Source organism: Arthrobacter koreensis, assembly GCF_009193255.1.
In the GTDB taxonomy this organism is placed as follows: Bacteria; Actinomycetota; Actinomycetes; order Actinomycetales; family Micrococcaceae; genus Arthrobacter_B; species Arthrobacter_B koreensis.
Genome location: NZ_WACG01000001.1, coordinates 690,663 through 716,277, shown reverse-complemented (window position 1 = coordinate 716,277; position 25,615 = coordinate 690,663). Strand labels below are relative to the sequence as shown.

Sequence of the window (25,615 nt, the reverse complement as noted above, 5' to 3'; positions counted from 1 at the left end):
GGTGTGTACCCGGGAGTTCGCAGGTACCCGGTGCCGGTTGCCTCACCGGCACCCTCGTCTCCGGGCACAGTCGTGACTGGCCTGTGGGTCGCCGGCCTGCTGGCGGCTGCCTGGCTGCTGGCGCTCAAGAACCAGAGGGCAGGCGAACCGCTGCAGCGGAACCCGCTTCCATCGGGCGCTCCCCCGGCTGTGCCGAAAACTCATCCTCCTGTGCCTCGGCGGACCAGACAGAACAGGGTCACCGAGGACGAACTGCACCGCTTGCCGCTGCTGGTCCACCAGTTGGCCGGTCTTCTCGAAGCGGGCCGGACACCTGTCCAGCTGTGGGCTGACGCCGCCAGCCTGCAGCGGGATGCGGAGGCCGCGCTCCCGGGAAACCTCCTGTCACCAACCCTGGACCGGGCCGCGCGGGCAGCCCTGCTGGGGATGAGCCCGGTGCCCGTGCTGCGCCGGGCCGCGCGGGAAACCTCCGGCCTGCATGCCATGCTGTGGAGCGATCTGGCAGCGTGTGTGCAGGCAGCAGAGCGCAGCGGAGCGCCGCTGGCAGGAATCCTGGCACGCTACGCGCAGGGCCTGGAGGCAATTCTGGATTCCCGCGCGGCGAGGGCCTCGGCGCTTTCGGGGCCGCGGGCCACCGTCCGGCTCCTGACCTGGCTGCCGCTGGCTGGGCTGGGGCTCGGATTCCTGCTGGGCACCAACCCACTGGCCGTACTGGCCCAAAGCCCGCTGGGATGGGCCGCAGCCGGAACCGGTACGGTGCTCGGTCTGGCTGCGCGGTTCTGGTCCAGACGGCTGATGGTGCGCGCGGTACCGCCTGGGGAGGGGACCGGGTGACGTTCCGGATCAGGATATGACCGGCCTGTTCGTGGGCCTCCTGCTCTGCCTCGCCGTCGCAGTCCTGTGGCAGGGGCCTGTCACGATCGTGGTGCCCACGCCATCCGGCGGCTCTTTGCCGGCCGCATCCGGGCCGGCCGCCGGCGAGGCCGGCGCATCTGGACGCGCTGCAGCTTCAGGCGGCGGCATGTCCGCACAGGCCGTGCCTGCTGGAATCCGTGACCCGGCCCTCATGCTGGATCTTTCTGCGGCCATGTTTTCCGCGGGACGGCCGCTGAGCACCGTCTTGCTGGTGCTTGGCGAGACCGCCGATCCACCGCTTCGTACCATCCTGCGCCGGGTAGTGACGGCACTGGAGCTGGGAGCCGGATGGGAGCAGGCCTGGGAACTGGGGGCTAGGACAGGAGGGGAAACGACGAAGGAAGCCGGGTCATCGGCCACGGTTCTCGGGAATGCCCTCGCTTTTGCCGCGTCCAGCGGTGCGCCATCGGCCGCCGTGCTTCATGCCCAGGCATCACAGATTCGCCGCCGCCGGGCCCGGGAGGCGGAACGGCGTGCGGCAGCACTGGGGATCCAGCTTGTCGTGCCGCTGGGCCTCTGCGCCCTACCTGCATTTCTGTGTTTCACAGTGGTTCCGCTTCTGCTGGCGCTGCTGCCGCAGTTCTAGGGTTTTTGCTCCACCCATTCCGTGACGGAGATTGTGGAGGAGTGCCTGCAGCAGAGGCGGTGCTCCTCCACAGGGCCGTGTGCGGAAGCTGTTTTCCCTAGCTGCGGACCCCTCGGTCTCCAGAAGACCCCGCGAGGGCAAGACTCGGTTCATGCCAACGGCCGCCGGTCCGCGGCGTTACCCACACAATCGAGGAGTCAAAGAATGTCATCCATGCAGCTCGAACCGATCGCATCCCCCGAGTCCCGCCGTCTGGCTGCAACGACCGGTGCCGGCAACGCCGGCCGCTCTCCCGGCGCTGCTGCTCCGGACGATGCTCAGCACATGCCTGCGGCCGGTACCGGGGCAACGGTATCCGGGTCCGCCGCGCTACCGGATACACCGGACCAATCCGTTCCCCTGGCCAAGGTCTACCCGTTCCCGGATAGAAGGGGACAAATGACGGCGCAGGATAAGGAGGCGGGAATGGCGACCGCAGAGTACGCCATCGCTACCCTTGCGGCCGTCGCGTTCGCCGCGCTGCTCGTGGCGGTGCTCAGCAGCGGTGATGTCCGGGAGCTGCTCATGTCCCTGATTCGTGCCGCGCTCAGTTTCGGGTGAGCCCCGCACTCCGCCGGGAAACCGACCATGGTGCCGTCACAGCTGAACTGGCAGTGGCTATGCCTGCCGCGGCAATCGTCCTGGCTGCACTGCTGACCGGAGCAGCGGCTGGCCTGACCCAGCTGCGGCTCGAAGAAGCTGCCGGTGCTGCGGCCAGGCTCGCCATGCGCGGAGACATCGATGAGGCTTCCGCGGCCGTCAACCGCCTGGCCGGTGACGGGGCGGCGATGGAGATATCCGAGAGCGGGGACTGGATTCAAGTCCGCGTTGAATCCCCGCTTCGGGCACCGTTACTGGACCTGTTGCCCATCACACTCACTGCAGAAGCCTCGGCCCCGCGGGAGGATAACGAATGAACCCTGTCCGCCATGCTGCCCCGGCGGATGCTGGGGCGGGAACGGTCCTGATGCTCGGTATCGTGCTGGCGGCGATCACACTGGCGGTGGCCGCGGTGCTCCTAGCATCCGCAGTGGTATCCGGAGCCAGGGCGGGTGCTGCAGCGAACCTTGCCGCGCTCGCGGGGGCAGATGCCCTGAGGGGGCTTCGCGGCGCCGACCCGTGCACACTCGCCGCTGCGGTAGCGGAACGAAACGAGGCCCGGTTGGAGCAGTGCGTCCCGGATCCGCAGGAGCGAACGGTGACCATCAGCGTGAGTACTGCGGCCGGGCTGCTTCCCTGGCCCGCAACCGCCGCTGCGCGCGCGGGACCGCCGCCGGGAAACCCCGCGGGACCACCATAGGGCAACTCGGGAGCAGGGAACTCTTCGGGGTCCTCGGGCAACGGGTTGAACCGCCGGGGAAGCGGGCACGGCCGGGGAACGGGGCTGAACGGCCGGGCCGGGCCAGACCAGGCGGGGCCAGGCCGGGCGGGGCCAGGCCGGGCGGGGCCAGGCCGGGCCAGGCCGGACTGGTGCCGGTCGGTCTACGAACGGGTCCCGACCCGGCCCGGAACACGGTCTTCCCCGGGCCGGTTGCCGGACGAGGCTCCGGACCGGTCCGGGGAAACGCCGCTCGCCGGAGCATTCGCCAGCAGCACTTCGATCAGCGTGACGGCCCCCTTTTTGTCCAGCGGGTTGTTCTTGTTCCCGCATTTGGGGGACTGAACACAGGAGGGGCAACCGCCGTCGCACTCGCAGGCACGGATCGCATCCCGCGTCGCGGTCAACCAGATCGCGGCGGCCTCGTAGGCGCGCTCCGCGAATCCGGCACCGCCGGGATGCCCGTCGTACACGAAAATGGTCGGCTTGCCGGTGTCAGCGTGCAGGGCGGTGGAAACCCCGCCGATGTCCCAGCGGTCTGAGGTCGCCACAAGCGGCAGCATCCCGATCGAGGCATGTTCCGCAGCGTGCAGGGAACCGGGGAAGTCAGCTGCGGCCAGGCCGGCGCCCAGCAGCAGCTTCTCGTCAACGATGAACCATACGGCCTTCGTAAAGAGTTCCTTGGCCTCGAGCTCCAGCGGCTCCTCGCCCAGGATCTCGTTGGAAACGAGGGCCTTGCGCTGGAAGGAAACCACCTGCGTAGTCACCTTCACCGTTCCGAAGCACATCTGGACGTCGCCCCACTGCTCGGAACGTTCGGTTTCCATGACCTCGATCTGGGTGATATCCCGGGCCTGCGTATAGAACTCAGGGTTGGCCCGGGTGACCACGGCGCAGTGGTCTGCTTCGTTCAATTCCTCCACCAGGAAGGTCTGCCCCTGATGCACGTACACCGCACCGGTATGGGCCTGGTACTGGCTCTGGGCTCCGTCCATGGTTCCCAGCAGCGTGCCGGTCTCGGCCTCCACGATGTTGATCGGCCCGCCGCCGGCGGCCCGCAGGTTCACCATCGAGGCGGCACTTTCGGCATGCGTCCAGAACCACCCGGCCGGACGGCGGCGCAGGTACCCCTGCACCACCAGCGAATCCAGCAGGCCGGAGGCCGTCGGACCGAACATGTCCCGCTCCTCCGGCTTCAGCGGCAGTTCAGCCGCCGCCGCACACAGGTGCGGACCCAGGACGTACGGGTTGGAAGGGTCGAAGACCGTCGCCTCCACGGAAATGTCAAAGATCGCTTCCGGGTGATGTACCAGGTAGGTGTCCAGCGGATCGTCGCTGGCCACGAAGGCCGCCAGGGCATCCTGCCCGGACCGGCCGGCCCGGCCGATCTGCTGGAACAGGGACGCGCGGGTCCCGGGCCAACCGGCCACCAGCACGGCGTCCAGCCCGGAAATGTCGATGCCCAGTTCCAGCGCCGACGTGCTGGCAATACCCAAAAGCTGCCCGCTGCGCAGCTGGTTCTCCAGCGCCCGCCGCTCCTCCGGCAGGTACCCGGAGCGGTACGCGGCCACCCGGTCAGGAAGGGAAGGATGCACCTCGTCGAGCAGCCGCCGTGTGATGGTGGCAATGGTCTCAGCTCCCCGGCGGGACTTGATGAACGCAATTGTCCGTACCTGCGCGGAGACCAGGTTGGCCAGCAGGTCCGAGGTTTCGGCGATCACCGTCCGGCGCTCGCGGGCACCGTTCTCACCCTTGCCGTCCGTGAGCTGCGGCTCCCACAGCGCAACCGTCGTGGCGCCGTGCGGCGAATAGTCATGGGTGAACGCCTCCACCGCACTGCCAATCAGGCGGCCGAAGGACTGGGCTGGATCAGCGGAGGTGGCGGAGGCACCAATGAACACCGGGTCGGCGCCGTAATAGGCACAGATCCGGCGCAGCCGGCGCATCAGGTTGGCAACGTTGGACCCGAAGACGCCGCGGTAGCTGTGCGCTTCGTCGATGATCACGTACTTCAGGCGGCGGAAGAACCGTGCCCACCAGGCATGGTTCGGAAGCACCCCGAAATGAAGCATGTCAGGGTTCGCCAGCACCATATTGGCGTGGTCCCGGATCCAGCGGCGGGCACCCGGGTCCGTATCACCGTCGTACGTTTCGGCACGCAGCGTCGGCAGGTGCAGGGCATTGAGGGCGGCCAGCTGGTCAGCAGCCAGCGCCTTGGTGGGGGAGAGATACAAGGCCACGGACCCGGTGGGCTCAAGCGAAATCCGGTCATCGAGAGCGGTCCGGTGGATCTCATCCAGGACCGGCAGCTGGTAGGCCAGCGACTTGCCGGACGCGGTGCCGGTGGAAATGATGGTGTGCCGTCCGGAATGGGCGCAGTCTGCGGCCTCGGCCTGGTGCTGCCAGGGCGAATGCACACCCAGCCTTGCGTAGGCCTCAACCAGGTCCGGGTGAACCCAGTCCGGCCAGGGGGCGGTCTTGGCCTCCCGCGCCGGAATCCGGTGGGTGTGGACCAGCTGCTCCGGGTCGGCTCCGCCGCCGAGCAGCGGGATCAGGGAATCGGAAATGGCCACGCCGCCATTGTCCCACCGGTACCTGCACGTTCGGGACACGGGCACAGCGGGGTCCGCGGCGGGCGAAATCTACAGCCGCGGCTCGAACATCATGACGCTGGCCAGGGACTCCCAGCCCAGGTACCGGTACAGCCCAAGGCCGGTTTCGGGAGAAATCAGCAGCCCCGTGTCTGCGTCGTGCTCCAGGGCGAGCGCCGTCAGTGCCCGCATCACGTAACTGCCCAGCCCCTGCCGGCGGAAATGCCGGTCCGTGTAGATCTGGTCATAAACCGCGAACCCGTCCACCACCGCCACATGCCCCCGCGCAGCCGGTGTCTCGCCGGAATCCACTTCCACCCGTCCGCCGGAGGAACCGCGGAGAGTCCTGACACTGAACCCGTCCGGAGGCAGCGGGTCTTCAACGTCCTGGCCCTCCATCGGCAGCATCATGAAGACCTCATCCGTGGACCGGACGGTCAGCCCGTAGACGTTGGCCGCACCGTAGAGTTCGGACACCCTCGACGTCACGATCGTGAACAGCCGCCCCGCACCCTGCCGCGCCGAATTCGCCAGGGCGGCGAACTCGTCATGGGAGGGCTCCAGCGCGAAGTACTCCCAGTCATTGGTCTTGTCATGCAGGAACGCGGCCGGGAAACGGCCCTCGTGGCGCGTCTGATACCCCCTGGCGCTGGCCCACCCGCTCACCCAGGTCTCAAGGAGTTCGTCGGTTAGTCCGTTCATGCGGAAACACTAGCCTGCTGCCCCTGCCCGCGGGAGGGCCGCTGCGCAAATCAGGATTTCGCCTCCCGGTCTACCCTTAATACGTGGCCATGAATCGAATTGCTCTCTACTACGCTTTCACCCCCCTCCCGGATCCCGAAGCGGTCCGGCTCTGGCAGCGCGCCCTGTGCGAAAAGCTCGGACTGCGCGGCCGCATCCTGATTTCCAAGGACGGCATCAACGGGACCGTCGGCGGTGAACTCGGCGCGGTCAAGGCCTACGTAAAGGCCACTCGCGAGTACCCCGCCTTTAAGAAGATGGACATCAAGTACTCCGAAGGCTCTGCCGAGGACTTCCCCCGGCTCAGCGTGAAGGTCCGCCTCGAAATCGTGAGTTTCGGTGCGCCCGGGGAGCTGAAGGTGGATGAGAACGGGGTGTTGGGCGGCGGCACCCATCTGCGGCCCGAGGAAGTGCATGAGCTGGTGGAAGCAAAGAAGGCGGCCGGGGAGGACGTGGTGTTCTTCGACGGACGCAACGCCTTCGAAGCCCAGATCGGCAAGTTCAAGGGCGCTGTGGTTCCGGACGTATCCACCACTCACGACTTCATCAAAGAACTTGAATCAGGCAAGTATGACGACCTGAAGGACAAGCCGGTGGTCACTTACTGCACCGGCGGTGTGCGCTGTGAAGTGCTGTCCGCACTGATGGTGAACCGCGGCTTCTCCGAGGTGTACCAGATGAAGGGCGGAATCGTCCGCTATGGCGAGACGTTCGGGGACAAGGGTCTCTGGGAAGGCTCGCTCTACGTCTTCGACAAGCGGATGCACATGGAATTCACTGACGACGCCGCCACCATCGGTGAGTGTGCCCGGTGCCATGCGCCCACCAGCAAGTTCGAGAACTGCTCCAACCCGTCCTGCCGGAAGCTGACGCTGTACTGTGCCGAATGCGCTGCGGATCCGGCGACGCTGCGCTGCCCGGACGGCTGCGAAGACTAGTACACCCCCCCCGGGAAGCGGCATCCGCTTTCCAGCAGCACACGGGGCGCTGCCTCCCGGCGGGGCTACCGGCCGAATGCCTCCGGTGCTGTGATGACGGACAAGCCCTGTACCGCCTGCTCGAACAGGTCGGCTGGATGCGAGGTGCGGCCTGCGCTCTCCTCCCGCGCAAAGCACTGCCACGCCACCCGCCAGGTGCAGGCAATCAGCTCCGCTGCGAGCTGTGCCTGCATCCGGGTCAGCGCCGCGCGTTCCGTCAGTGCGCTGCTCACTGCGTCCACCAGATGCATCTCCTGGCGTGAGACGGCCTGGAGCAGCCGGGGCTCACGCAGCAGAAGACGTGAGATCCGCTTGAACTGAACCTGTTCCACCTCGTAGGCGAACTGCTGCCGGCAGGCATCGATCAGCTCGCGCAGGATCTCCGCCGGGGAAGCTTCCGGGACAAGCTCCCGGGAGAGCAGCGCGTCCAGGAGTTCGCCCTGACCCGGAACGGCGGCGGATTCCTTCGAGTCGTAGTAGCGGAAGAACGTCCGCTCCGAGATCCCGGCGCGCTCTGCGATGCTGGCTACCGTGGTGGACTCCACGCCCGCCGTTTCCAGCAGGTCCAGGGTGGCCTGCTGGATCTGCCGCCTCGTTGCGGCCTTGTGGTCGTCTCGTTTTCCCACGGTGTTCCAGCTTTCGTCGGAGGGCCGCCACTGAAATATCTTCTGTCACAGTATGCCAGTTTGGTTAGAATAATCTGTCAGTCTGTGACAGTATTTTCCGGTTCGCGTCCCACAGAAACCGAGGAATCCTTGACTTCCGAAAGCCCCGCCGCCGAGCACAAAGCGGCACCCGCAGCACCTCCGCGTCCGGACCTGCCCACCCGGCAGCTGACCGGCATCATTGGCGCACTGGCCCTGGCCGCGTTCCTGATGATCCTGAATGAGACCGTCCTCTCGGTGGCCCTTCCCTCGATCATGGCGGACCTGGACGTCACGGCGTCCGCAGGCCAGTGGCTGACCACCGGCTTCCTGCTCACTGTTTCGGTAGTCATCCCCACCACGGGCTTCCTGCTCCAACGGTTCACCACCCGGAGCCTGTTCATCTTTGCGCTGGCCAGCTTCCTGACCGGAACCGCCCTGGCCGTCTTCGCCCCCACCTTCGCCGTGCTGCTCATCGCCCGGATCATCCAGGCCGTCGGCACCGCCATTGTGCTTCCGCTGCTGATGACTACCACGCTGACCCTGGTTCCGCTGCACAAGCGCGGCACCATCATGGGCCTGAATTCTATTGTCATCTCGGTAGGGCCGGCTGTCGGCCCCACTGTCTCCGGAGCAATCGTGAATGCACTGAGCTGGCACTGGATCTTCGTGCTGATGATTCCCCTTGCCGTGGCAATCCTGCTGCTGGGAACCATCTTCATTAAGCTGCCCTCCCAGACCCGCCGCCTGCCTGTCGACGTTCCCTCCGTCATTCTTTCCGCCCTGGCGTTCGGCTTCCTGGTTTATGCCATCTCAAGCCTTGAACATGCCTCCGACAACCTCCTCCTGGTCTCCGCCAGCGTCGTCGTCGGGGCCGCGGCCCTGGTGCTGTTCATCCGGCGCCAGGTCCGCCTGGCCCGGACCGGACGGGAACTGCTGAACCTGGCACCGTTCCGGAACCGGAACTTCCGCCTCAGCGTGGTCATGATCATGATCGCCATGGGCACGCTGCTGGGCACCGTCATGATTGTGCCGATCCTGCTCCAGACCGGCCGCGGCCTGGACACCCTGACCATTGGCATGATGCTCCTGCCCGGCGGCCTGGTGCAGGCCGCCGTCGGTCCCGTCTTTGGCCGGGTCTTTGACCGCTTTGGTCCGCGTCCCGTCCTCATCCCCGGTGCGGCCATGCTGGCGCTGGGACAGTGGCTGTACGTCAGCGTCACGCCGGAGTCCCCGCTCTGGATGTTCACCGTTTCCCATGTTGTATTCAGCATTGGGCTGGCGATGCTGATGACCGGGCTGCTGTCCTCGGCCCTGGCCACAGTGGAACCCCGGCTCTACGGCCACGGCTCGGCCATCTTCAACACCGGCCAGCAGCTGGGTGGTGCAATTGGCACCACCATCTTTGTGACCGTGCTGTCCATGCTCTCGGCAAGCCGACTCGAGGAGGGGACCGCGCTGGCGGATTCTCTGTTCGCCGGTGCGCACACAGCGTTCATCATCGGAGCGCTGCTGTCCACGGCCAGCCTCGTCCTGGCGCCCTTCATTCGCATCCCCCGCCGCGCCTAGACACACCTGCCCCACAAATCGAGATGGCAGAAACTGCCCGTATGAGCGCTCATACGGGCAGTTTCTGCCATCTCGATGGGGGAGCGGACGTGGTGAGGTGGCAGGAAGCCGGAACCTAGACTGGACGGGTGACGAATTTCTCCCGCGTTCCGGGCACACCCCAGAGTTCAAACCTCCCGCTGCTGGCCGACCTCGCCGCCGACCTCACGGACGCGGGCTACACGGTGGACGGTGTCGCAGCCTTCCTGGGGAAGGAAGCCAGTGCTGCGCTGTCCCGGGACCAGCTGGTTCCTGCGATGCTCGCCTGCCGGGCAGCGGCCGACGGCGGCACTCCGGAACCGGTGGCAGCTGCGGTAGCGCTGTGGCTGGTGGGCTCCTCCGTTCCGGCGCAGCAGGTCCGGGACGCCTTCCCCCGGACCGGTGCCGAGGGACTGCTGGAGCTCGGGCTCGCCGAGAAGGACGCCCCGGACATGCTCCGCGCCAGGGTGGATCTGCGGCCCTACGAGTTCGACGCCGCGACCAGCGAAAGCGGCCCCGAAGACTCCGGGGAAGCCCCGGAACAGGCCGGCGGCACCCACCTCTGGGTGGCCAGTGACCTCGGCGCCCATCAGCGCCCCGGCGTCCTGCCGCACGGCCACGTGCTGGGCATCGGGCAGGCCTCCCTGTCCCTGGCCCAGCTGAGCATCACTACTCCGGTGGACCGTGCGCTGGACCTGGGGACCGGCTGCGGAATCCAGGTTTTCCACCTGCTGGGCCACGCCCGGCACGTCACCGCCACGGACATTTCCGAGCGTGCCCTGGGCTTCACCCGCTTCAACCTCGTGCTGAACGCGCCCGCGCTTGGACTGGACCCGGAACACCCGGAGCAGCGCGTGGACCTGCGGCTCGGCAGCATGCTTGAACCGGTGGCAGGGGAGCGCTTCGACCAGGTGGTTTCAAATCCGCCGTTCGTGATCACCCCCCGCGTGTCCGGCGAGGACGAGGAGGACCGCTTTACCTACCGGGACGGCGGACTTCCCGGAGACCAGATTGTTTCCGGGCTCTTCCGGAACCTCGAATCCGTGCTGGCTCCCGGCGGCATCGCACAGATGCTGGGGAACTGGGAGATCCAGGGCGACGCGGACGAGAAGGATGCCTGGAGCGAAAGGCTTCGCTCCTGGCTGCCGGAGGGCATGGACGCCTGGGTTATCCAGCGGGAAGTGCTCAGCCCGGCCGAGTACGCGGAAATGTGGCTCCGGGACGCGGCGGAGAACCGGGACCGGAACGAGTACGCGGCCTCCTATGCCGCGTACCTGGCCGATTTCGCCGCCCGCGGAACCACCGGAATCGGCTTCGGCTCGGTGTGGATGCGCCGGCGGAAAAATCCGCAGGCCGCGCCGCTGCGCCGGTTCGAGGAAATTACCCACCCGCTCGAGTCCCCGCTCGCCCCGCACCTGGCCGCCGCCGTCGGGCGTTTTGACTGGGCCCAGGCGCACCCGGACCTGGGCGCCGAACACCTGGTAGTGGCCGACGACGTCACCGAGGAACGCCATGCGCGCCCCGGAGCCGAGCACCCCGGCGTGATCCTGCTGCGCCAGGGCGCCGGCCTGCGGAGGACCAACCTGATGAGCACCGAACTGACCGGCTTTGTGTCAGCGTGCGACGGCGATCTCCCCGCCGGGGCGATCATCGCGGCACTGGGTTCGCTGCTGGGCCGGGATGATCCGGAGTTTGCCGCCGGGCTGGAAGATGAGGTCCGCAACCTGGTCCTGGACGGGTTCCTCCTTCCGGCTGAACCGTAACCGAGCGCACGGCTAAATTGGTCCGGGTCCGCCCGCAGGTGCAGTTATGGTTACCCTTGTGCTTGGGGTTTCCCCATACTGTCTAAGGATGAGCGGGCATGCGGTGCAGCACGCGCCCTCATCCGTATTGATCCACCCCCGTACGTAGGAGAACAGTGCCAGTTAAGGCAACGGACAAGTCGACCGGCAAGAAGAAGCTGGTAATTGTCGAGTCACCGGCCAAGGGCAAGACCATCGCCGGGTATCTTGGCGAGGGCTTCGAGGTCACGGCGTCGATGGGTCATATCCGTGACCTCCCGCAGCCCTCGGACCTTCCCGCCGAGCTCAAGAAGAGTTCGCTGGGGAAGTTCGCCGTTGACCTGGATAAGGACTTCGAGCCCTACTACGTGGTCTCCACGGACAAGAAGAAGAAGGTTGCGGAACTCAAGGCCGCCCTCAAGGACGCCGACGAACTCTACCTCGCAACTGACGGTGACCGCGAAGGCGAAGCCATCGCGTGGCACCTGCTCCAGGTGCTTAAGCCCAAGGTTCCCGTCCACCGCCTGACCTTCCCCGAAATCACCAAGGAAGCGATCCAGCGCGCGCTGCAGGAAATGCGCGACATCGACATCTCCATGGTTGATGCACAGGAAACCCGCCGCATTCTGGACCGCCTTTACGGCTACGAGATCTCCCCCGTGCTCTGGCGCAAGGTAGCCCGCGGACTCTCCGCCGGACGCGTCCAGTCCGTGGCAACCCGACTTGTCGTCGAGCGCGAACGCGAGCGCATGGCGTTCCGTTCCGCGTCCTACTGGGACCTGCTCGGCACGTTCTCCACCGCCTCCTCTGAGTCCTTCAAGGCCCGCCTGACCTCGGTCGACGGCGCCCGGATCGCTACCGGCAAGGACTTCACGGACCGCGGCGAACTCAAGTCCAAGAACGTCACGCACCTGGATGAAGCGGCAGCCCTGTCCCTCGCCGAAGGCCTGCAATCGGCGTCGTTCACTGTCCGCTCCCTGGAAACCAAGCCGTACACCCGCCGCCCGGCAGCCCCGTTCACCACCTCCACGCTGCAGCAGGAAGCCAGCCGCAAGCTGCGCTTCTCTTCCCGCGTGACCATGCAGGTTGCACAGCGCCTGTATGAAAACGGCTACATCACCTATATGCGTACGGACTCCTCCGCGCTGTCGGACCAGGCCATCAACGCGGCCCGCCGCCAGGCCTCGGAACTGTACGGACCCGAGTACGTGCCCGAAGCGCGCCGCGTCTACAAGGGCAAGTCCAAGAACGCGCAGGAAGCCCACGAGGCAATCCGCCCCGCCGGCGACTCCTTCCGCACTCCGGCGCAGGTTGCCTCCTCGCTGCGCGGGGACGAGTTCAAGCTCTACGAACTGATCTGGAAGCGTACCGTCGCCTCGCAGATGGCGGACGCCAAGGGCTCGACGGCGTCAGTCAAGCTCGGTGCCGTGTCGGCAGACGGGCGCGACGCCGAATTCTCGGCTTCCGGCACCGTCATCACGTTCCGCGGCTTCATGGCCGCCTATGAAGAAGGCCACGACGCCACCCGCGACGAGGACGAGGGATCCGAAGGCGGACGCCTGCCCGTCCTGAAGAAGGACGATCCGCTCAGCGCAGCGGACCTGGCAGCCAGCGGCCACGAGACCTCCCCGCCGCCGCGCTTCACCGAAGCTTCGCTGGTGAAGACGCTCGAAGAGCTGGGAATTGGACGCCCGTCCACGTACGCCGCCACGATCTCCACGATCATGGACCGCGGCTACGTCACGCAGCGCGGCCAGGCCCTGGTGCCCAGCTGGATCGCGTTCTCCGTGGTCCGGCTGCTGGAGGAGCACTTCACGGACTACGTGGACTATGACTTCACCGCCGAGATGGAAGAGGACCTGGACCGCATTGCCCGCGGCGAAGCCGGCCGGGTGGAATGGCTGAACCAGTTCTATTACGGAGACCGGAAAGACACCGGCCTGCACACCATCGTCAACGACCTCGGTGAAATCGACGCACGCGCGGTGAACTCCATCGAAATCGCAGACGGAATCGTGCTGCGCGTGGGCAAGTTCGGCCCGTACCTGGAGCGCCCGCTGCCCGCGGACGCCCCGGAAGGCACCGAACCGGACCGCGCCAATGTACCCGAAGACCTTGCCCCGGATGAGCTGACCGCCGAGAAGGCAGTTGAGCTGATGAACAGCGCCGGCCCCGAGGAGCGGGTGCTGGGCGAGGATCCCGAGACCGGGCGCACCATCGTGGCGCGCAACGGACGCTACGGCCCGTACGTCATCGAAATCATCCCGGAGCCCACGGCAGAGGAACTGGCGAACCAGCCGGTGGAGTACTACAAGAACGGCAAGCCCAAGCCGCCGAAGAAGCCTGCCAAGATCAAGCCGCGGACGGGTTCGCTGTTCAAGTCCATGAGCGTTGACACCGTCAGCTTGGAAGAGGCCCTGAAGCTGATGCGGCTGCCGCGCGTGCTGGGTACCGACGCCGAGGGGAACGAAATCACGGTACAAAACGGCCGGTTCGGCCCGTACCTGAAGAAGGGCACTGACTCCCGGTCGATCGGCTCCGAAGAGGAGATCTTCACGATCACCCTGGAGCAGGCACTGGAGATCTACTCCCAGCCCAAGCAGCGCGGCGGCCGGCAGGCTGCGGCTCCGCTGGCCGAGTTCGGTACAGATCCCGTCTCCGAGAAGCCGGTAGTGGTGAAGGACGGCCGGTTTGGTCCCTACATCACCGACGGCATTACGAACATCACCGTTCCGCGGTCCATGGCCATTGAGGAACTCACCCGGGAACGGGCGCTCGAACTGCTCGCCGAGAAGCGCGAAAAGGGCCCGGCCAAGAAGCCGGTCCGCAAGCGCGCCGCGGCCAAGAAGTAAGACGGTGCCGGCCGCCGCGCACATTCTTCGGACCCCTGCACGGGGGGCCGGAAAGGTGCGCGGCCGGTACAGCCGCATAATGGGATCATGCGACTAGGAGTCCTGGACGTCGGGTCCAACACGGTGCATCTGCTGCTGGTGGATGCACACCCGGGCGCGCGCCCGGTTCCGTTCGCATCCCATAAACGGCCCCTGCAGCTGGTAGCCCACCTGGATGCCGAAGGGGCAATTACGGCCGAGGGCCAGCGCCTCCTGGCAGATTTCGTGGCCGAGGCCCGCGACTTCGCCCTCCGCCACCACGCGCAGGACATGCTCGCCTTCACCACCTCCGCCATCCGCGAATCCGCAAACGGCCAGCATGTACTGGACTTCGTGGAACGTGAAACTGCCGTGGTGCTCAGGGAGCTCAGCGGCCGGCAGGAAGCTTCCATGACGTACCTCGCGGTCCGCCGCTGGTTCGGCTGGGGCGCCGGCACCCTGCTGGACCTGGACATCGGCGGCGGTTCCTTTGAAATGGCGCAGGGGCAGGACGAACTGCCCGACGTCGCTGTCTCAGTGCCGCTTGGCGCCGGACGGCTCACCCGAGACTGGCTGCACGGCGACCCGCCCGGACCGGCCGCGGTGCAGGCCCTGCGCAGCTACATTCGGGACGTGGTGCAGGACGCCGCGGAGGAATTCAGGGAGTACGGCGCCCCGCACGTAGCTGCGGGTACCTCCAAGACGTTCCGGTCCCTGGCCCGCCTCACCGGTGCTGCGCCGTCGGCCGCAGGCCCGTACGTTCGCCGCAGGCTCCGCCGTGCGGACCTCACCGCCCTGATCCCCCGGCTGGCCGGAATGACCGCCGCCCAGCGCGCGGAACTCGACGGCGTCTCCGCCCTGCGTGCGCCGCAGGTCCTCGCGGGCGCACTGGTAGCGGAAGCAGCCATGGAAGCCTTCAGCATCAAGTCCCTGCGAATCTGCCCCTGGGCGCTTCGCGAGGGACTCATCCTGCAGCGTTTCGACACGCTGCACTTCGAAACAGCGGGCCGGCTCCCGGCTGGCTCCCACATCCTCCCGCCGGAACCGGCCGGGGCCCTGGTCCTGGCTGCGGCCGGCGAACCGAACGGAAGTGCACCACTATGACTCTGACCTCCCCCCAGAACTTGCAGCCCGCGGCCAACCTGCCGCAGATTCCCGTGGCGCTGTCCAGTTCGTCCGTCTACCCGCTGTCTGTGCATGACACGTTCGCCGTGGCACATGACCTGGGTTACGACGGCGTGGAAGTGATGGTCACCGGCAGCCAGATCAGCCGCAACCCGGAGACCATCCGCAGCCTGATTGAGCGGTACCAGATGCCGGTGCTCGCCGTCCACGCGCCAACCCTGCTGCTGACGCAGCAGGTCTGGGGAAAGGCCTGGACCAAGATCGAACTGTCCGCCGCGATGGCCGCCGAAGTCGGCGCCACTACCGTGGTGGCCCACCCGCCGTTCCGCTGGCAGTCCGGTTACGCGGAGAACTTCGCCGAAGGTGTCCGGCGCATCTCGGAGGAGTACGGCGTGACCATCGCCGTGGAGAACATGTATCCGTGGCGGGTCCGGGGCCGGGAAGCGAAGGCCTACCTTCCGCACTGGAACCCGCTGCCGGAGCCCTATGAGCACGTGACCTGGGACTTCTCCCACGCCGCCATCGCCGGCATGGACTCCTATGAGGAGATTCGCAAGCTCGGCACCCGGCTGAGCCACGTGCACCTTACCGACGGAACGCCCAACGGCAAGGACGAACACCTGCTGCCGGGGGAGGGCACCCAGCGCTGCGCCGAAACGCTGCAGTACCTCTCCGAAACCGGGTACACCGGCACCGTGGCGATTGAAGTCAGCACCCGCAAGGCCAAGGAAGCGGGGGAACGGGAAGAGATGCTCCGGCAGACCCTTGAGTTCGCCCGCGTGAACCTGAACCAGGTGCTGGACGAATAACCGCTTAAACGAGTGAGTGCCGGCGGTCAGACGCGGACGGTTGGGGGAAAACGTCCGCGGATCGCCGGCACCACCGGGCCGGGAAACCGGCCCTTCATCACTCGCACCTCCAAGAGGCACTTACTACGCTAGGCATCGAAGTTGTGCGCAGGCACAGAACAGCCTGAATTTATGCTTTAAGTTCCCGTATTCGATGCCCTGCAGCGCGCCGTGACAGAATCAGGTGCATGCAGAATCTACCCCGACTTTCCTTCCTGGGCTGCGGCTCCATGAACGAGGCAATCCTCGGCGGCATCCTGGCCGGAGGCTTCCCGGCAGAACTCATTACCGCCACCGTTCGGCGGGCCGAACGCGCGGCTGAGCTGCGGGAACGCCACGGCATCACTGTGCTTGCCGAGTCCGAGGACACCGCCGCCAACCGCACCGCCGCCGAATCCGCGGACGTCCTCATTGTCGGGGTGAAGCCCGTTGGCGTTAGGGCCATGCTCGAGGGGATAGCCGCCGTGCTCCGTCCGGAAGCCGTCGTCGTCAGTGTTGCGGCGGCGGTCCCGCTGGAGCTGATGGAGGCTGCCCTGCCTGCCGGCGCCCAGGTGATCCGCACCATGCCCAACACCCCCGCGAAACTGGGCCGCGGGGTCACCGCCCTGGCGGCGGGTTCGGCTGCCACACCTGAATCCGTGGACCTGGTGACGAATCTGCTCTCAGGCACCGGGCGGATAGTCGAGGTCCGTGAGGACCAGATCAACGCGGTCGGTTCCGTCAGCGGTTCCGGCCCGGCGTACGCCTTTTACCTGGCCGAGGCAATGGCGAGGGCCGGCGCGGACCTGGGCCTGGACCCGGAACTGTCCGCCCTGCTGGCCGCCGAAACCATCGCCGGAGCAGGCGCCATGCTGGCCGAACCGGGAGCGGTCGCCACAGCCCTGCGGAAGGCCGTCACCAGCCCCAACGGGACCACGCAGGCGGCGATCGGCGTCTTCGACGCCCAGGGACTGCCGGGGATTATTGCTGCCGGCATGCAGGCCGCGGCGGACCGCTCGGCAGAGATCACTGCCGATCTCAGCGCCTCCCGGTAACCGGCACTAGGGCCTGGACGCGAAGCGTTCCAGCAGGTCTACGTGACCGGAGACGATCAGCACGTCCCGGCTGGAGACCTTGGTGTCAGCCTGCGCGTACGTGAAGTCCTCGCCGGGGGACTTCACCCCCACCACGGTGACCCCGTACTTCGAGCGGACGTTGGATTCCCGCAGGGTGAAACCCTGGGTCTCCTTGGGCGGGTACATCTTCACAATCGCGAAGTCGTCGTCGAACTCGATGAAGTCCAGCATCCGCCCGCCCACCAGGTGGGCGGCGCGCTGCCCGGCGTCCGCTTCGGGGTAGATCACGTGGTTCGCGCCGATCCGGGTGAGGATCTTTCCATGCGCCGGAGTAATGGCCTTGACCCACAGGTGCTCAATGCCCAGGTCCACCAGGTTCACGGTGATGAGCACGCTGGACTCGATGGACGTGCCCACGCCCACGACGGCGGCAGAAAAGTCCTGCGCGCCAAGCTGCTTGAGGGCGTCGATGTTGGTGGCGTCCGCCTGCACCACGTGCGTGAGCTTGCCGGAGGCCTTCTGCACCAGGTCCGGGTCCCGTTCGATGGCCAGGACTTCACGGCCCTGCTTCACCAGCTGTTCGGCGGTGGCGGAGCCAAAGCGGCCCAGCCCAATCACCAGGACGGGGGCGTTATGCGGAGGTCTCTCAGCCAATGATGGGCCTTTCTTCGGGGTAGTGGTACAGCGGTTTGCGCTGGCGCAGGGCCAGCGCCGCGGCCAGCGTGATGGTTCCGACGCGGCCGGCGAACATCAGCCCGGCCAGGATGTATTTGCCCGACGGCGGCAGCTCGGGACTGAGCCCGATGCTCAGGCCCACGGTGGCGAACGCGGAGATCACTTCGAACAGTACCGGCTGGAGGGTTTCCTCCGTGACGACCAGCAGTCCGATCGTGGCCACTGCCACCATGGTGGCGCCCAGGATGACCACTGAGATAGCTACCCGCAGCGCTCCGGCTGGAATGTTCCGCCCGAAGGCCCGTACGTCGGTATCGCCGCGTGCCTCCGCGATGATGGCCAGGAAGATCACGGCGATGGTGGTGACCTTGATGCCGCCGGCAGTGGACGCTGAGCCGCCGCCGGCGAACATCAGCATGTCCGTGATGAGCAGGGTTGAAGCGTCCTGGTCTGCCATATCGACGAGGTTGAAACCGCCGGAGCGCATCATCACGGAAGCGAACACGGCATGCAGGATCTTCTCGCCGACGCCCATGCCGGCGATCGTGCGCTCGTTGAACCACTCGAACAGGGCCCACAGCACTGAACCGGCAGCCAGCAGGATCAGCGAGACCAGCACGGTGAGCTTGGTGTGCAGGTTCCACCTCCGGGTCCGCAACCGGCTTTGCAGCAGCACCATGATCACCGGGAAGCCCAGGCTGCCGGTGAAGACGCCGGCCATGATGGGGATCAGCACCCACAGATCGTTTTCGTACGGCACCAGGCCGTCCGAGTGCGGCGTAAACCCGGCATTGTTGAAGGAAGAGATGGAGTAGAAGAGGGCGTGCCAAATGGCCTGGCCCGGAGACTCGCCCAGGATCATGAACCGTGGCGCGAGCACGGCAGCCAGAGCGAGTTCAATGAGGACGGTGGTGCTCACCACGATCCGCAGCAGGTTGCCTACCTCGCCCAGGCGGCCGGTGTTCATTCCTTCCTGCGCGATCAGCTTGCCGCGGACGCCCAGGCGTCGGTTCACGGCAAGCGCCAGCAGCGACGCCATGGTCAGGATGCCCAGGCCGCCCACCTGGATGGCAATCAGGATGAGGACCTGGCCAAAACCGGACCAGTACGTGGCCGTGGACACCACGGTCAGCCCGGTGACGCACACGGCGGAGACCGCGGTGAACAGCGCGTCGTGCAGGGCCGTGGCCTCGCCGGAGGAGGACGCAATGGGCAGCGCCAGCAGGGCGGTGAACACCAGGATCACCAGCGAGAAGACAATGAGTGCGAGCCGAGCCGGGGACGAACTGGCTACTGCGTCAATGAAGTCCCGGCCTGCGACGATGAAGCCGAGGGGACGGCGCTGCCGCGTCTGCAGCGTGGGCTGCGGTTGGGATGCCATGGGTCGAAAAGTCCAGTTCTGTGCGCGGGGTCCTGCCAAGTAGTAAACCACTTAACCGGGCGTCCGGCGGTGCAGGCCGCCCGGGGCGGATCGCGTAGCCTGTGAGCATGACGAGTACCGGGCTGGGCCTTCCCGCTGTGCCGACGCACATCGTGTGGGACGAATCGCTGCTGGCGTACAACTTCGGCTCCACACATCCCATGAGCCCGCTGCGGCTGGACCTGACCGCCCGCCTGGCGAAGGAGCTGGGAATTTTCGACCTTCCGCAGGTGACGCTGGGAGCCCCGTACGTCGCCGAGGACCGTCAGCTGGAGCGGATCCATGACCCCGCCTACGTCGCAGCGGTGCGGGAAATCAGCCGGAATCCCCAGACCTCCAATGCTCCCCTTGGCCTCGGTACGGAAGACGATCCGGCGTTCGAGGGGATGCACGAGGCCAGTGCCCGGCTCGTGGGAGGCTCCCTGGCAGCGGCCGAGGCGGTGCTCTCCGGGAGGGCACGCCACGCAGTGAACTTCGCCGGGGGAATGCACCATGCGTTTGCCGGAAAGGCTGCCGGTTTCTGCATCTACAACGACGCCGCTGCCGCCGTCGCGCGTTTCCTGGACGCCGGCTACACCCGGGTCCTCTACATCGACGTGGACGCGCACCACGGGGACGGCACCCAGTCCATCTTCTGGAACGATCCCCGGGTCATGACCATCTCAATCCACGAAACCGGAATCTCGCTCTTTCCCGGAACCGGGTTCGCCAACGAATCCGGCGGGCCGGACGCGCCGGGCACCGCCGTGAACGTTGCCCTGCCTCCCGGCACCCGGGACGCCGGGTGGCTGCGTGCCTTCCACGCCGTCGTACCCCAGCTGGCAGCCGCCTTTGCGCCGGAAATCATCATCAGCCAGCACGGCTGCGACGGTCACCGCGATGACCCGCTCTCCAACCTGCGCGTATCCGTGGACACGCAGCGGCAGGCAGCGCTGAGCATTTCCGGACTGGCGGACCAGTTCTGCGAGGGGCGCTGGATCGCCACCGGCGGCGGCGGATACAACGTTGCCAGCGTGGTGCCTCGGTCCTGGTCCCTGCTGCTGGCTGTGGCCGCGAATACCCGGATGCCGCTGACCACCCCCGTGCCCCAGCCCTGGCGCGAATACGTCCGCGAACGGCACGGAATCGACACCCCTACCGAGATGGGGGACGGGGTGGATATGTGGTGGCGTTCCTGGGAGGTCGGCTACGACCCGAATGACGACATTGACCGGACAGTCATGGCCACCCGCCGGGAAGTCTTCCCGCTGCACGGACTGGATCCCTGGTTCGACTGACCGGCCCGACGGCTGCCGAAACAGGGGCAGCACAGATATGCCGCTAAGGTAATGCCTATGGTCATTGACGATGTTTTCGCTGTCATAGCAGAGGGAACCCGGCGGGAGATCCTGGGCGCGCTGCGCTGCGGCGACAAGTCCGTAGGGGAACTGGTCCAGGAACTGGAGGTCAGCCAGCCCACGGTATCCAAGCACCTGAAGGTCCTCCGCGAAGCCGGACTGGTGGATATGCGCGCCGAAGGCCAGCGCCGCTACTACTCGTTGAAGACCGGCCCCCTCGACGAAGTAGTACTATGGCTAAGCGCATTTGATCTGCCATCACTCACAGCCGCCCAGGCCACCACACCTCGTCTGGCAGGCGTCGCCGCCGGACACAGCAGCGAAGCCCGCGGCCGTTCCCTGTTTGCCGGGCTTCCCGGCACAACACGGCAAACCACTGCTGCAGCAGCCGCGGCCAAGATGCCCTCCGGTGCCGCCGAAACCCCGGCAGCAGCAGTCGATGCCAGTGTCCAGCAGCAGCTGGGCCGAACTGTAGGCCGCGCCGCGGAACGCGCAGCCGATCTGTTGGGAGCTCTGCCCAAGTTCCGCCGGCGCCGCCCGTAGGCGGCTCCCCAACCCGGTCCTGGATCGCTTCCCGGCGCTGACCGGTCTAGCGTAGTAAGCGGGTGGGGGCATCGATAAGGAGCAACACATGGACGCAACACTCACACGCGTGCGCGACGAAGTTTTCCGCCGCAATCCCGGCGAAACTGAATTCCACCAGGCAGTCGTCGAAGTCTTCGATTCCCTGGAGCCGGTGCTGCGCAAGCACCCCGAGTTCGGTGAAGCCGCCATCCTGCAGCGGATCTGCGAGCCGGAGCGCCAAATCATCTTCCGCGTCCCGTGGGTGGACGACCAGGGCCATGTTCGCATCAACCGCGGCTTCCGCGTTGAGTTCAACTCCGCACTCGGCCCGTACAAGGGCGGCCTGCGCTTCCACCCCAGCGTCTATCTGGGCATCGTCAAGTTCCTCGGTTTCGAGCAGATTTTCAAGAATGCCCTGACCGGCATGCCCATCGGCGGCGGCAAGGGTGGCTCCGACTTCGACCCGCGCGGAAAGTCCGATGCCGAAGTCATGCGTTTCTGCCAGTCCTTCATGACCGAGCTGTACCGGCACATCGGTGAATACACGGACGTGCCCGCCGGTGACATCGGCGTGGGCGGCCGGGAAATCGGTTACCTCTTCGGCCAGTACAAGCGGATCACCAACCGCTACGAGTCCGGTGTCCTCACCGGCAAGGGCGTCAGCTGGGGCGGCTCGCTGGTGCGCCCCGAGGCGACCGGCTACGGCGTCGTGATGTTCGTCGAGGAGATGCTCAAGACCCGCGGACTGAGCCTGGACGGGCAGCGCGTCATTGTCTCCGGCTCCGGAAACGTGGCCATCAACGCGATCGCCAAGGCCCAGGCCCTGGGCGGCAAGGTTGTGGCGTGTTCCGATTCCTCCGGCTATGTGGTGGACGAGGCAGGAATCGACGTCGAACTGCTGCGCCAGATCAAGGAATACGAGCGCGGACGCATCTCCGAGTATGCCCAGCGCCGCGGCGGCAACACCTCCTTCGTAGCCGGCGGTTCCGTGTGGGACGCCGGAGCCAACGTGGCCCTGCCCTGCGCGACGCAGAACGAACTGAACGACGACGACGCAGCCTCGCTGCTGAAGTCCGGCGTCGTGGCCGTGGCAGAGGGCGCAAACATGCCCTGCACCCCCAAGGCCATCGAGGTCTTCCAGGAAGCCGGAGTGCTCTTCGGTCCGGGCAAGGCAGCGAACGCCGGCGGCGTTGCTACCTCAGCCCTGGAAATGCAGCAGAACGCCAGCCGCGACTCCTGGTCCTTCGAGCACACCGAGCAGCGGCTGAGCCAGATCATGGTCAATATCCACGACCGCTGCGCCGCCACCGCGGACGAGTACGGAGCTCCGGGGAACTACGTGGTGGGCGCCAACATCGGCGGCTTCGTCAAGGTTGCCGACGCGATGCTGGCCCTCGGCGTCATCTAGCGCGCAGTACCCAGCCGGACGTGGTCCGGTGTCAGTTCGCTGACGCCGGCCACGCCCATCAGTGCCATGGTCCGGGCTGCCTGGGAAGCCAGGATGCCGATGCTGCGGTCCACGCCCGCCCGCCCTCCGGCCATCAGCCCGTAGAGGTAGGCCCGGCCAATGAGGGTGAAGTCCGCGCCCAGTGCCAGCGCGGCAACAATGTCCCCGCCGCTCATGATCCCGGTGTCCAGGATGATGCTGGTCTTCCCCTTCAGCACGGCGGCGACCTCCGGAAGCAGCTGCAGCGGAATGGGCGCACGGTCCAGCTGGCGGCCGCCGTGGTTGGAGAGCACGATTCCGTCCGCTCCGTGGTCCACCGCGCGCCGTGCATCCTCAAGGGTCTGGACGCCCTTGACCACGAGGTTCCCTTTCCAGACGCTGCGGAGCCAGTCCAGGTCCTCATAGGTCAGGGTCGGGTCGAACATTGAGTTGATGAGCTCCGCCACGGTTCCGGAGTACCGGTTCAATGAAGCGAAAGACAGCGGTTCGTGGGTTAGGAAATTGAACCACCAGGCTGGCCGGTAGGAGGCATCCAGCACGGTCTTCAGCGTCAGCGCCGGAGGAATCGTCATGCCGTTGCGCACATCCCGCAGCCGTTCACCGGCCACCGCAGTGTCCACGGTCACCATCAGGGTGTCGAATCCGGCAGCCGCAGCCCTGGTGATGAGTTCCAGGGACCTGTCCCGGTCCGTCCAGAGGTAGAGCTGGAACCAGTTCCTGCCGCCGGGCGCCGCGGCGGCAACGTCCTCGATGGAAGCCGTTCCCATAGTGGAGAGCGTGTACGGGATGCCAGCCGCCGCTGCAGCCTGTGAACCGGCGTACTCGCCTTCCGACTGCATCATGCGGGTGAAGCCCGTGGGCGCGATGCCGAAGGGCAGGGCAGACGGCCGGCCAAGCACTGAGGTGGACAGGTCCACCGTCTCGACGTTCCGCAGCACTCCGGGACGGAACTGCAGGTCTGCGAAGGCCTCCCGTGCCCGCCGCAGGGTGATCTCCGCCTCGGCTGCGCCGTCCGTGTAGTCGAAGGGAGCCTTGGGGGTGCGCCTCTTGGCCATGTCCCGCAGATCCCAGATGGTGCTGGCGCGCTGCAGCCTGGCAGCGGTTCCAAGCTGCGGCTTCTTGAACTGCATGAGGGGAGCCAGATCCTGTACACGGGGAATCCGGCGGGTCAGGGCCCGGGGTTTGGAGGTCACCAAAAACTCGCTTTCACTGCTGGCTGTTCTTGGCACCCGAGCCTACGCCGTCAACGGCGGGACACACGTCACAAAGAAAGATTGTGAACACGGGAACTTGCGGTGCTTCCGGAACCGGCCTACGGTCTTACCCATGACTAACCGTTGGTATGCGTATTTTTCGTTGGCTCTGGAGGAGCCCGCGCGATAATACGCTGACGCCAACCTTCAGAGCCAACAGGACAGGGATCATTCCCTGTCCTTCGCCATATCCGGCGGGTTCTGGAGAACGAGTCCCGCCGGTCCACCCTCAAACGGATACGGGACCATGAACCTCACCGCCACACAGCACACCACAACCACCTCAGATCAGCGGGTGCGCGAATTCCGTCCGCTGCCGGCGCCGGAGCAGTTGCTGGCTGAACTGCCGCTTACGCCGGAGCTGGCGGCTACCGTGCGCCAGGGACGCGAAGCTGTCCGCGCAGTGCTCGACGGCGTTGACGACCGCCTGCTCGTCGTCGTCGGACCCTGCTCCATCCACGATCCGGACGCCGGCCTGGACTACGCCCGGCGGCTGGCCGCCGTGGCGGAGGAGCACAGTGAGGACCTGCTCATTGTGCTGCGGGCCTACTTCGAGAAGCCGCGCACAACGGTGGGCTGGAAGGGCCTGATCAATGACCCGCACCTGGACGGCAGCCATGACATCGAGGCCGGCCTGTACGCCGCCCGGAGGTTCCTGATTGCTGCCGGCGAGCTGGGGCTGCCCGTTGCCACCGAGTTCCTTGAGCCCATCAGCCCGCAGTACGTCGCGGACCTGGTCAGTTGGGGTGCCATCGGCGCACGGACCACGGAAAGCCAGATTCACCGCCAGCTCGCTTCTGGGCTCTCAATGCCGGTGGGCTTCAAGAACGGCACGGACGGGTCGCTTCAGATCGCCCTGGACGCGTGTGCGGCGGCAGCTGCCCCGCAGTCCTTCCTGGGAATCGACGGCGCCGGCCGCGCCTCCATGGTTCGAACCGCCGGCAACGCGGACACCCACCTGATCCTGCGCGGCGGAAGTGCCGGTCCCAACTACTCACCGGCCGACGTCGCTGCCGCCTCGCAGGCGCTGGCGGAGCGGGAGCTGAATCCGCGGCTGATCGTGGATGCCAGCCACGCGAACTCCGGCAAGAACCACCACCGCCAGGCGGAGGTCGCGCTGGAACTGGCTGCCCAGCTTGAATCGGGGACGGAGGGTGCCGGCATCCTGGCCGGAATCATGCTGGAGAGCTTCCTGGTGGGAGGCGCCCAGGCGCATGACTCCGCCAATCCGGGCCCGCTGGTCTACGGCCAGAGCATCACGGACAAGTGCATGGACTGGGAAACTTCCGCGGGAGTCCTGACCGTGCTGGCGCAGGCAGCACGAAGCCGCCGGAATGCGTCTTAAGAGCCGAAGAATGAGCGGAAAAACTTCCACTATGGTTACTCCAGCCACTAGAGTAGAGTGCTAGACGGTCACGAGATGGTCATCAAGGCGACACGCCGCCTCTAGTTGTATGGCGCAGGTTGCTTCCGAGCGAAGGAACAAGAGATAAATGGCAGACGAGAGCAATTTCTCGGACGTGCGGTTTCTGACGGTGTCAGAGGTCGCGGATGTCATGCGCGTGTCCAAGATGACCGTTTACAGGCTGGTGCATTCCGGGGAACTCCCGGCAGTCCGTTTCGGACGGTCCTACCGCGTTCCGGAGTCTGCGGTGCAGCAGGTTCTGCGCAACGCCGTCATCGACCGGCAGTCCGGAACGGCCTAGGCATTCCCAGTCCGTAACCTGTTTCGGGGTTGCCCCGGCGCTGTCCATGAAGGCTGCGCGGAGGCGGTACCCTGTTAAGGAACGTTTCATTCTGGCTAGTAATTGCCGGAACCGATGCTGGCGGGCCATGTGGCCT

The 25,615-nt window shown here is 66.4% G+C and carries 23 protein-coding genes; 17 read left to right on the top strand and 6 right to left on the bottom strand.

The window, feature by feature from the left end; genetic code table 11:
* The first annotated feature begins 3 nt into the window (after window positions 1–3).
* The 5 genes from GD628_RS03365 to GD628_RS03345 all read left to right on the top strand — a co-directional run bounded on the left by GD628_RS03365 (window position 4) and on the right by GD628_RS03345 (window position 2,840).
* Complete coding sequence (locus GD628_RS03365) at window positions 4–834, top strand: type II secretion system F family protein (RefSeq protein ID WP_152273821.1); 831 nt, start codon at window positions 4–6, stop codon at window positions 832–834.
* A 16-nt stretch (window positions 835–850) separates the two neighbouring features.
* Window positions 851–1,501 carry a type II secretion system F family protein gene (locus GD628_RS03360; protein WP_152273820.1) on the top strand — a complete coding sequence of 217 codons (651 nt, stop codon included), beginning with the start codon at window positions 851–853 and terminating at the stop codon, window positions 1,499–1,501.
* Window positions 1,502–1,705: 204 nt separating this feature from the next.
* Entirely contained in the window at window positions 1,706–2,101 is a 396-nt protein-coding gene (locus GD628_RS16445) for a DUF4244 domain-containing protein (protein WP_226802317.1), read from the top strand.
* Complete coding sequence (locus tag GD628_RS03350) at window positions 2,098–2,457, top strand: TadE family type IV pilus minor pilin (protein WP_152273819.1); 360 nt, start codon at window positions 2,098–2,100, stop codon at window positions 2,455–2,457. Before GD628_RS16445 ends, GD628_RS03350 begins: the two co-directional genes overlap by 4 nt.
* On the top strand, window positions 2,454–2,840 hold the full coding sequence (locus GD628_RS03345) for an Rv3654c family TadE-like protein (protein ID WP_152273818.1): 387 nt from the start codon (window positions 2,454–2,456) through the stop codon (window positions 2,838–2,840). The genes GD628_RS03350 and GD628_RS03345 overlap by 4 nt, the downstream gene beginning before the upstream one ends.
* 182 nt (window positions 2,841–3,022) lie before the next feature.
* Here the strand turns inward: GD628_RS03345 and GD628_RS03340 are convergent, their stop codons facing one another.
* Entirely contained in the window at window positions 3,023–5,431 is a 2,409-nt protein-coding gene (locus GD628_RS03340) for a DEAD/DEAH box helicase (protein ID WP_152273817.1), read from the bottom strand.
* Between the two features lie 69 nt (window positions 5,432–5,500).
* Window positions 5,501–6,151, bottom strand: coding sequence for a GNAT family N-acetyltransferase (locus GD628_RS03335; RefSeq protein WP_091601986.1), 651 nt, complete (start codon window positions 6,149–6,151; stop codon window positions 5,501–5,503).
* A gap of 83 nt (window positions 6,152–6,234) precedes the next feature.
* Between GD628_RS03335 and trhO the strand changes: the two genes are divergently transcribed.
* Window positions 6,235–7,128, top strand: coding sequence for an oxygen-dependent tRNA uridine(34) hydroxylase TrhO (gene trhO / locus GD628_RS03330; RefSeq protein ID WP_091601989.1), 894 nt, complete (start codon window positions 6,235–6,237; stop codon window positions 7,126–7,128).
* 65 nt (window positions 7,129–7,193) lie between these two features.
* Here trhO and GD628_RS03325 read toward each other — a convergent pair whose 3' ends face one another.
* Window positions 7,194–7,793 (bottom strand): TetR/AcrR family transcriptional regulator, encoded by a 600-nt coding sequence (locus tag GD628_RS03325; protein ID WP_176697532.1) that lies wholly within the window; start codon window positions 7,791–7,793, stop codon window positions 7,194–7,196.
* A 129-nt stretch (window positions 7,794–7,922) separates the two neighbouring features.
* On the opposite strand from GD628_RS03325, the gene GD628_RS03320 reads away from it, so the two are divergent.
* From GD628_RS03320 to proC, 6 genes are all read left to right on the top strand, one after another.
* Window positions 7,923–9,380 (top strand): MDR family MFS transporter, encoded by a 1,458-nt coding sequence (locus GD628_RS03320; RefSeq protein WP_226802316.1) that lies wholly within the window; start codon window positions 7,923–7,925, stop codon window positions 9,378–9,380.
* Window positions 9,381–9,508: 128 nt separating this feature from the next.
* A complete protein-coding gene (locus tag GD628_RS03315) occupies window positions 9,509–11,161 on the top strand; it encodes a DUF7059 domain-containing protein (RefSeq protein ID WP_152273816.1) in 1,653 nt (550 codons plus the stop codon).
* A 155-nt stretch (window positions 11,162–11,316) separates the two neighbouring features.
* Window positions 11,317–14,031: a type I DNA topoisomerase gene (gene topA / locus GD628_RS03310; protein WP_152273815.1), complete on the top strand. Its 2,715-nt coding sequence runs from the start codon at window positions 11,317–11,319 to the stop codon at window positions 14,029–14,031.
* A gap of 87 nt (window positions 14,032–14,118) precedes the next feature.
* Window positions 14,119–15,153: a Ppx/GppA family phosphatase gene (locus GD628_RS03305; protein ID WP_091602001.1), complete on the top strand. Its 1,035-nt coding sequence runs from the start codon at window positions 14,119–14,121 to the stop codon at window positions 15,151–15,153.
* Window positions 15,150–15,983: a sugar phosphate isomerase/epimerase family protein gene (locus GD628_RS03300; RefSeq protein ID WP_152273814.1), complete on the top strand. Its 834-nt coding sequence runs from the start codon at window positions 15,150–15,152 to the stop codon at window positions 15,981–15,983. Before GD628_RS03305 ends, GD628_RS03300 begins: the two co-directional genes overlap by 4 nt.
* A 227-nt stretch (window positions 15,984–16,210) precedes the next feature.
* Window positions 16,211–17,056 (top strand): pyrroline-5-carboxylate reductase, encoded by an 846-nt coding sequence (proC, locus tag GD628_RS03295; protein ID WP_152273813.1) that lies wholly within the window; start codon window positions 16,211–16,213, stop codon window positions 17,054–17,056.
* Between the two features lie 6 nt (window positions 17,057–17,062).
* Here proC and GD628_RS03290 read toward each other — a convergent pair whose 3' ends face one another.
* Window positions 17,063–17,731: a potassium channel family protein gene (locus tag GD628_RS03290; protein ID WP_091602010.1), complete on the bottom strand. Its 669-nt coding sequence runs from the start codon at window positions 17,729–17,731 to the stop codon at window positions 17,063–17,065.
* Window positions 17,724–19,133: a TrkH family potassium uptake protein gene (locus GD628_RS03285; protein WP_152273812.1), complete on the bottom strand. Its 1,410-nt coding sequence runs from the start codon at window positions 19,131–19,133 to the stop codon at window positions 17,724–17,726. The genes GD628_RS03290 and GD628_RS03285 overlap by 8 nt, the downstream gene beginning before the upstream one ends.
* 107 nt (window positions 19,134–19,240) lie before the next feature.
* Here GD628_RS03285 and GD628_RS03280 point away from each other — a divergent pair, with 107 nt between their 5' ends.
* From GD628_RS03280 to gdhA, 3 genes are all read left to right on the top strand, one after another.
* Window positions 19,241–20,449: an acetoin utilization protein AcuC gene (locus tag GD628_RS03280; RefSeq protein ID WP_091602261.1), complete on the top strand. Its 1,209-nt coding sequence runs from the start codon at window positions 19,241–19,243 to the stop codon at window positions 20,447–20,449.
* 57 nt (window positions 20,450–20,506) lie between these two features.
* The gene (locus GD628_RS03275; protein WP_091602016.1) at window positions 20,507–21,052 is read left to right on the top strand and encodes an ArsR/SmtB family transcription factor; all 546 of its coding nucleotides are present in this window, start codon (window positions 20,507–20,509) and stop codon (window positions 21,050–21,052) included.
* An 88-nt stretch (window positions 21,053–21,140) separates the two neighbouring features.
* Complete coding sequence (gene gdhA, locus GD628_RS03270; RefSeq protein WP_091602019.1) at window positions 21,141–22,481, top strand: NADP-specific glutamate dehydrogenase; 1,341 nt, start codon at window positions 21,141–21,143, stop codon at window positions 22,479–22,481.
* Here the strand turns inward: gdhA and GD628_RS03265 are convergent.
* Window positions 22,478–23,713 carry an alpha-hydroxy acid oxidase gene (locus GD628_RS03265; RefSeq protein WP_338083403.1) on the bottom strand — a complete coding sequence of 412 codons (1,236 nt, stop codon included), beginning with the start codon at window positions 23,711–23,713 and terminating at the stop codon, window positions 22,478–22,480. The two genes, gdhA and GD628_RS03265, sit on opposite strands and share 4 nt — an antisense overlap.
* A 307-nt stretch (window positions 23,714–24,020) precedes the next feature.
* Here GD628_RS03265 and GD628_RS03260 point away from each other — a divergent pair, with 307 nt between their 5' ends.
* Window positions 24,021–25,118 (top strand): 3-deoxy-7-phosphoheptulonate synthase, encoded by a 1,098-nt coding sequence (locus GD628_RS03260; RefSeq protein WP_091602026.1) that lies wholly within the window; start codon window positions 24,021–24,023, stop codon window positions 25,116–25,118.
* Between the two features lie 148 nt (window positions 25,119–25,266).
* Complete coding sequence (locus GD628_RS03255; protein WP_055239164.1) at window positions 25,267–25,479, top strand: helix-turn-helix domain-containing protein; 213 nt, start codon at window positions 25,267–25,269, stop codon at window positions 25,477–25,479.
* The last annotated feature ends 136 nt before the right edge of the window (window positions 25,480–25,615 follow it).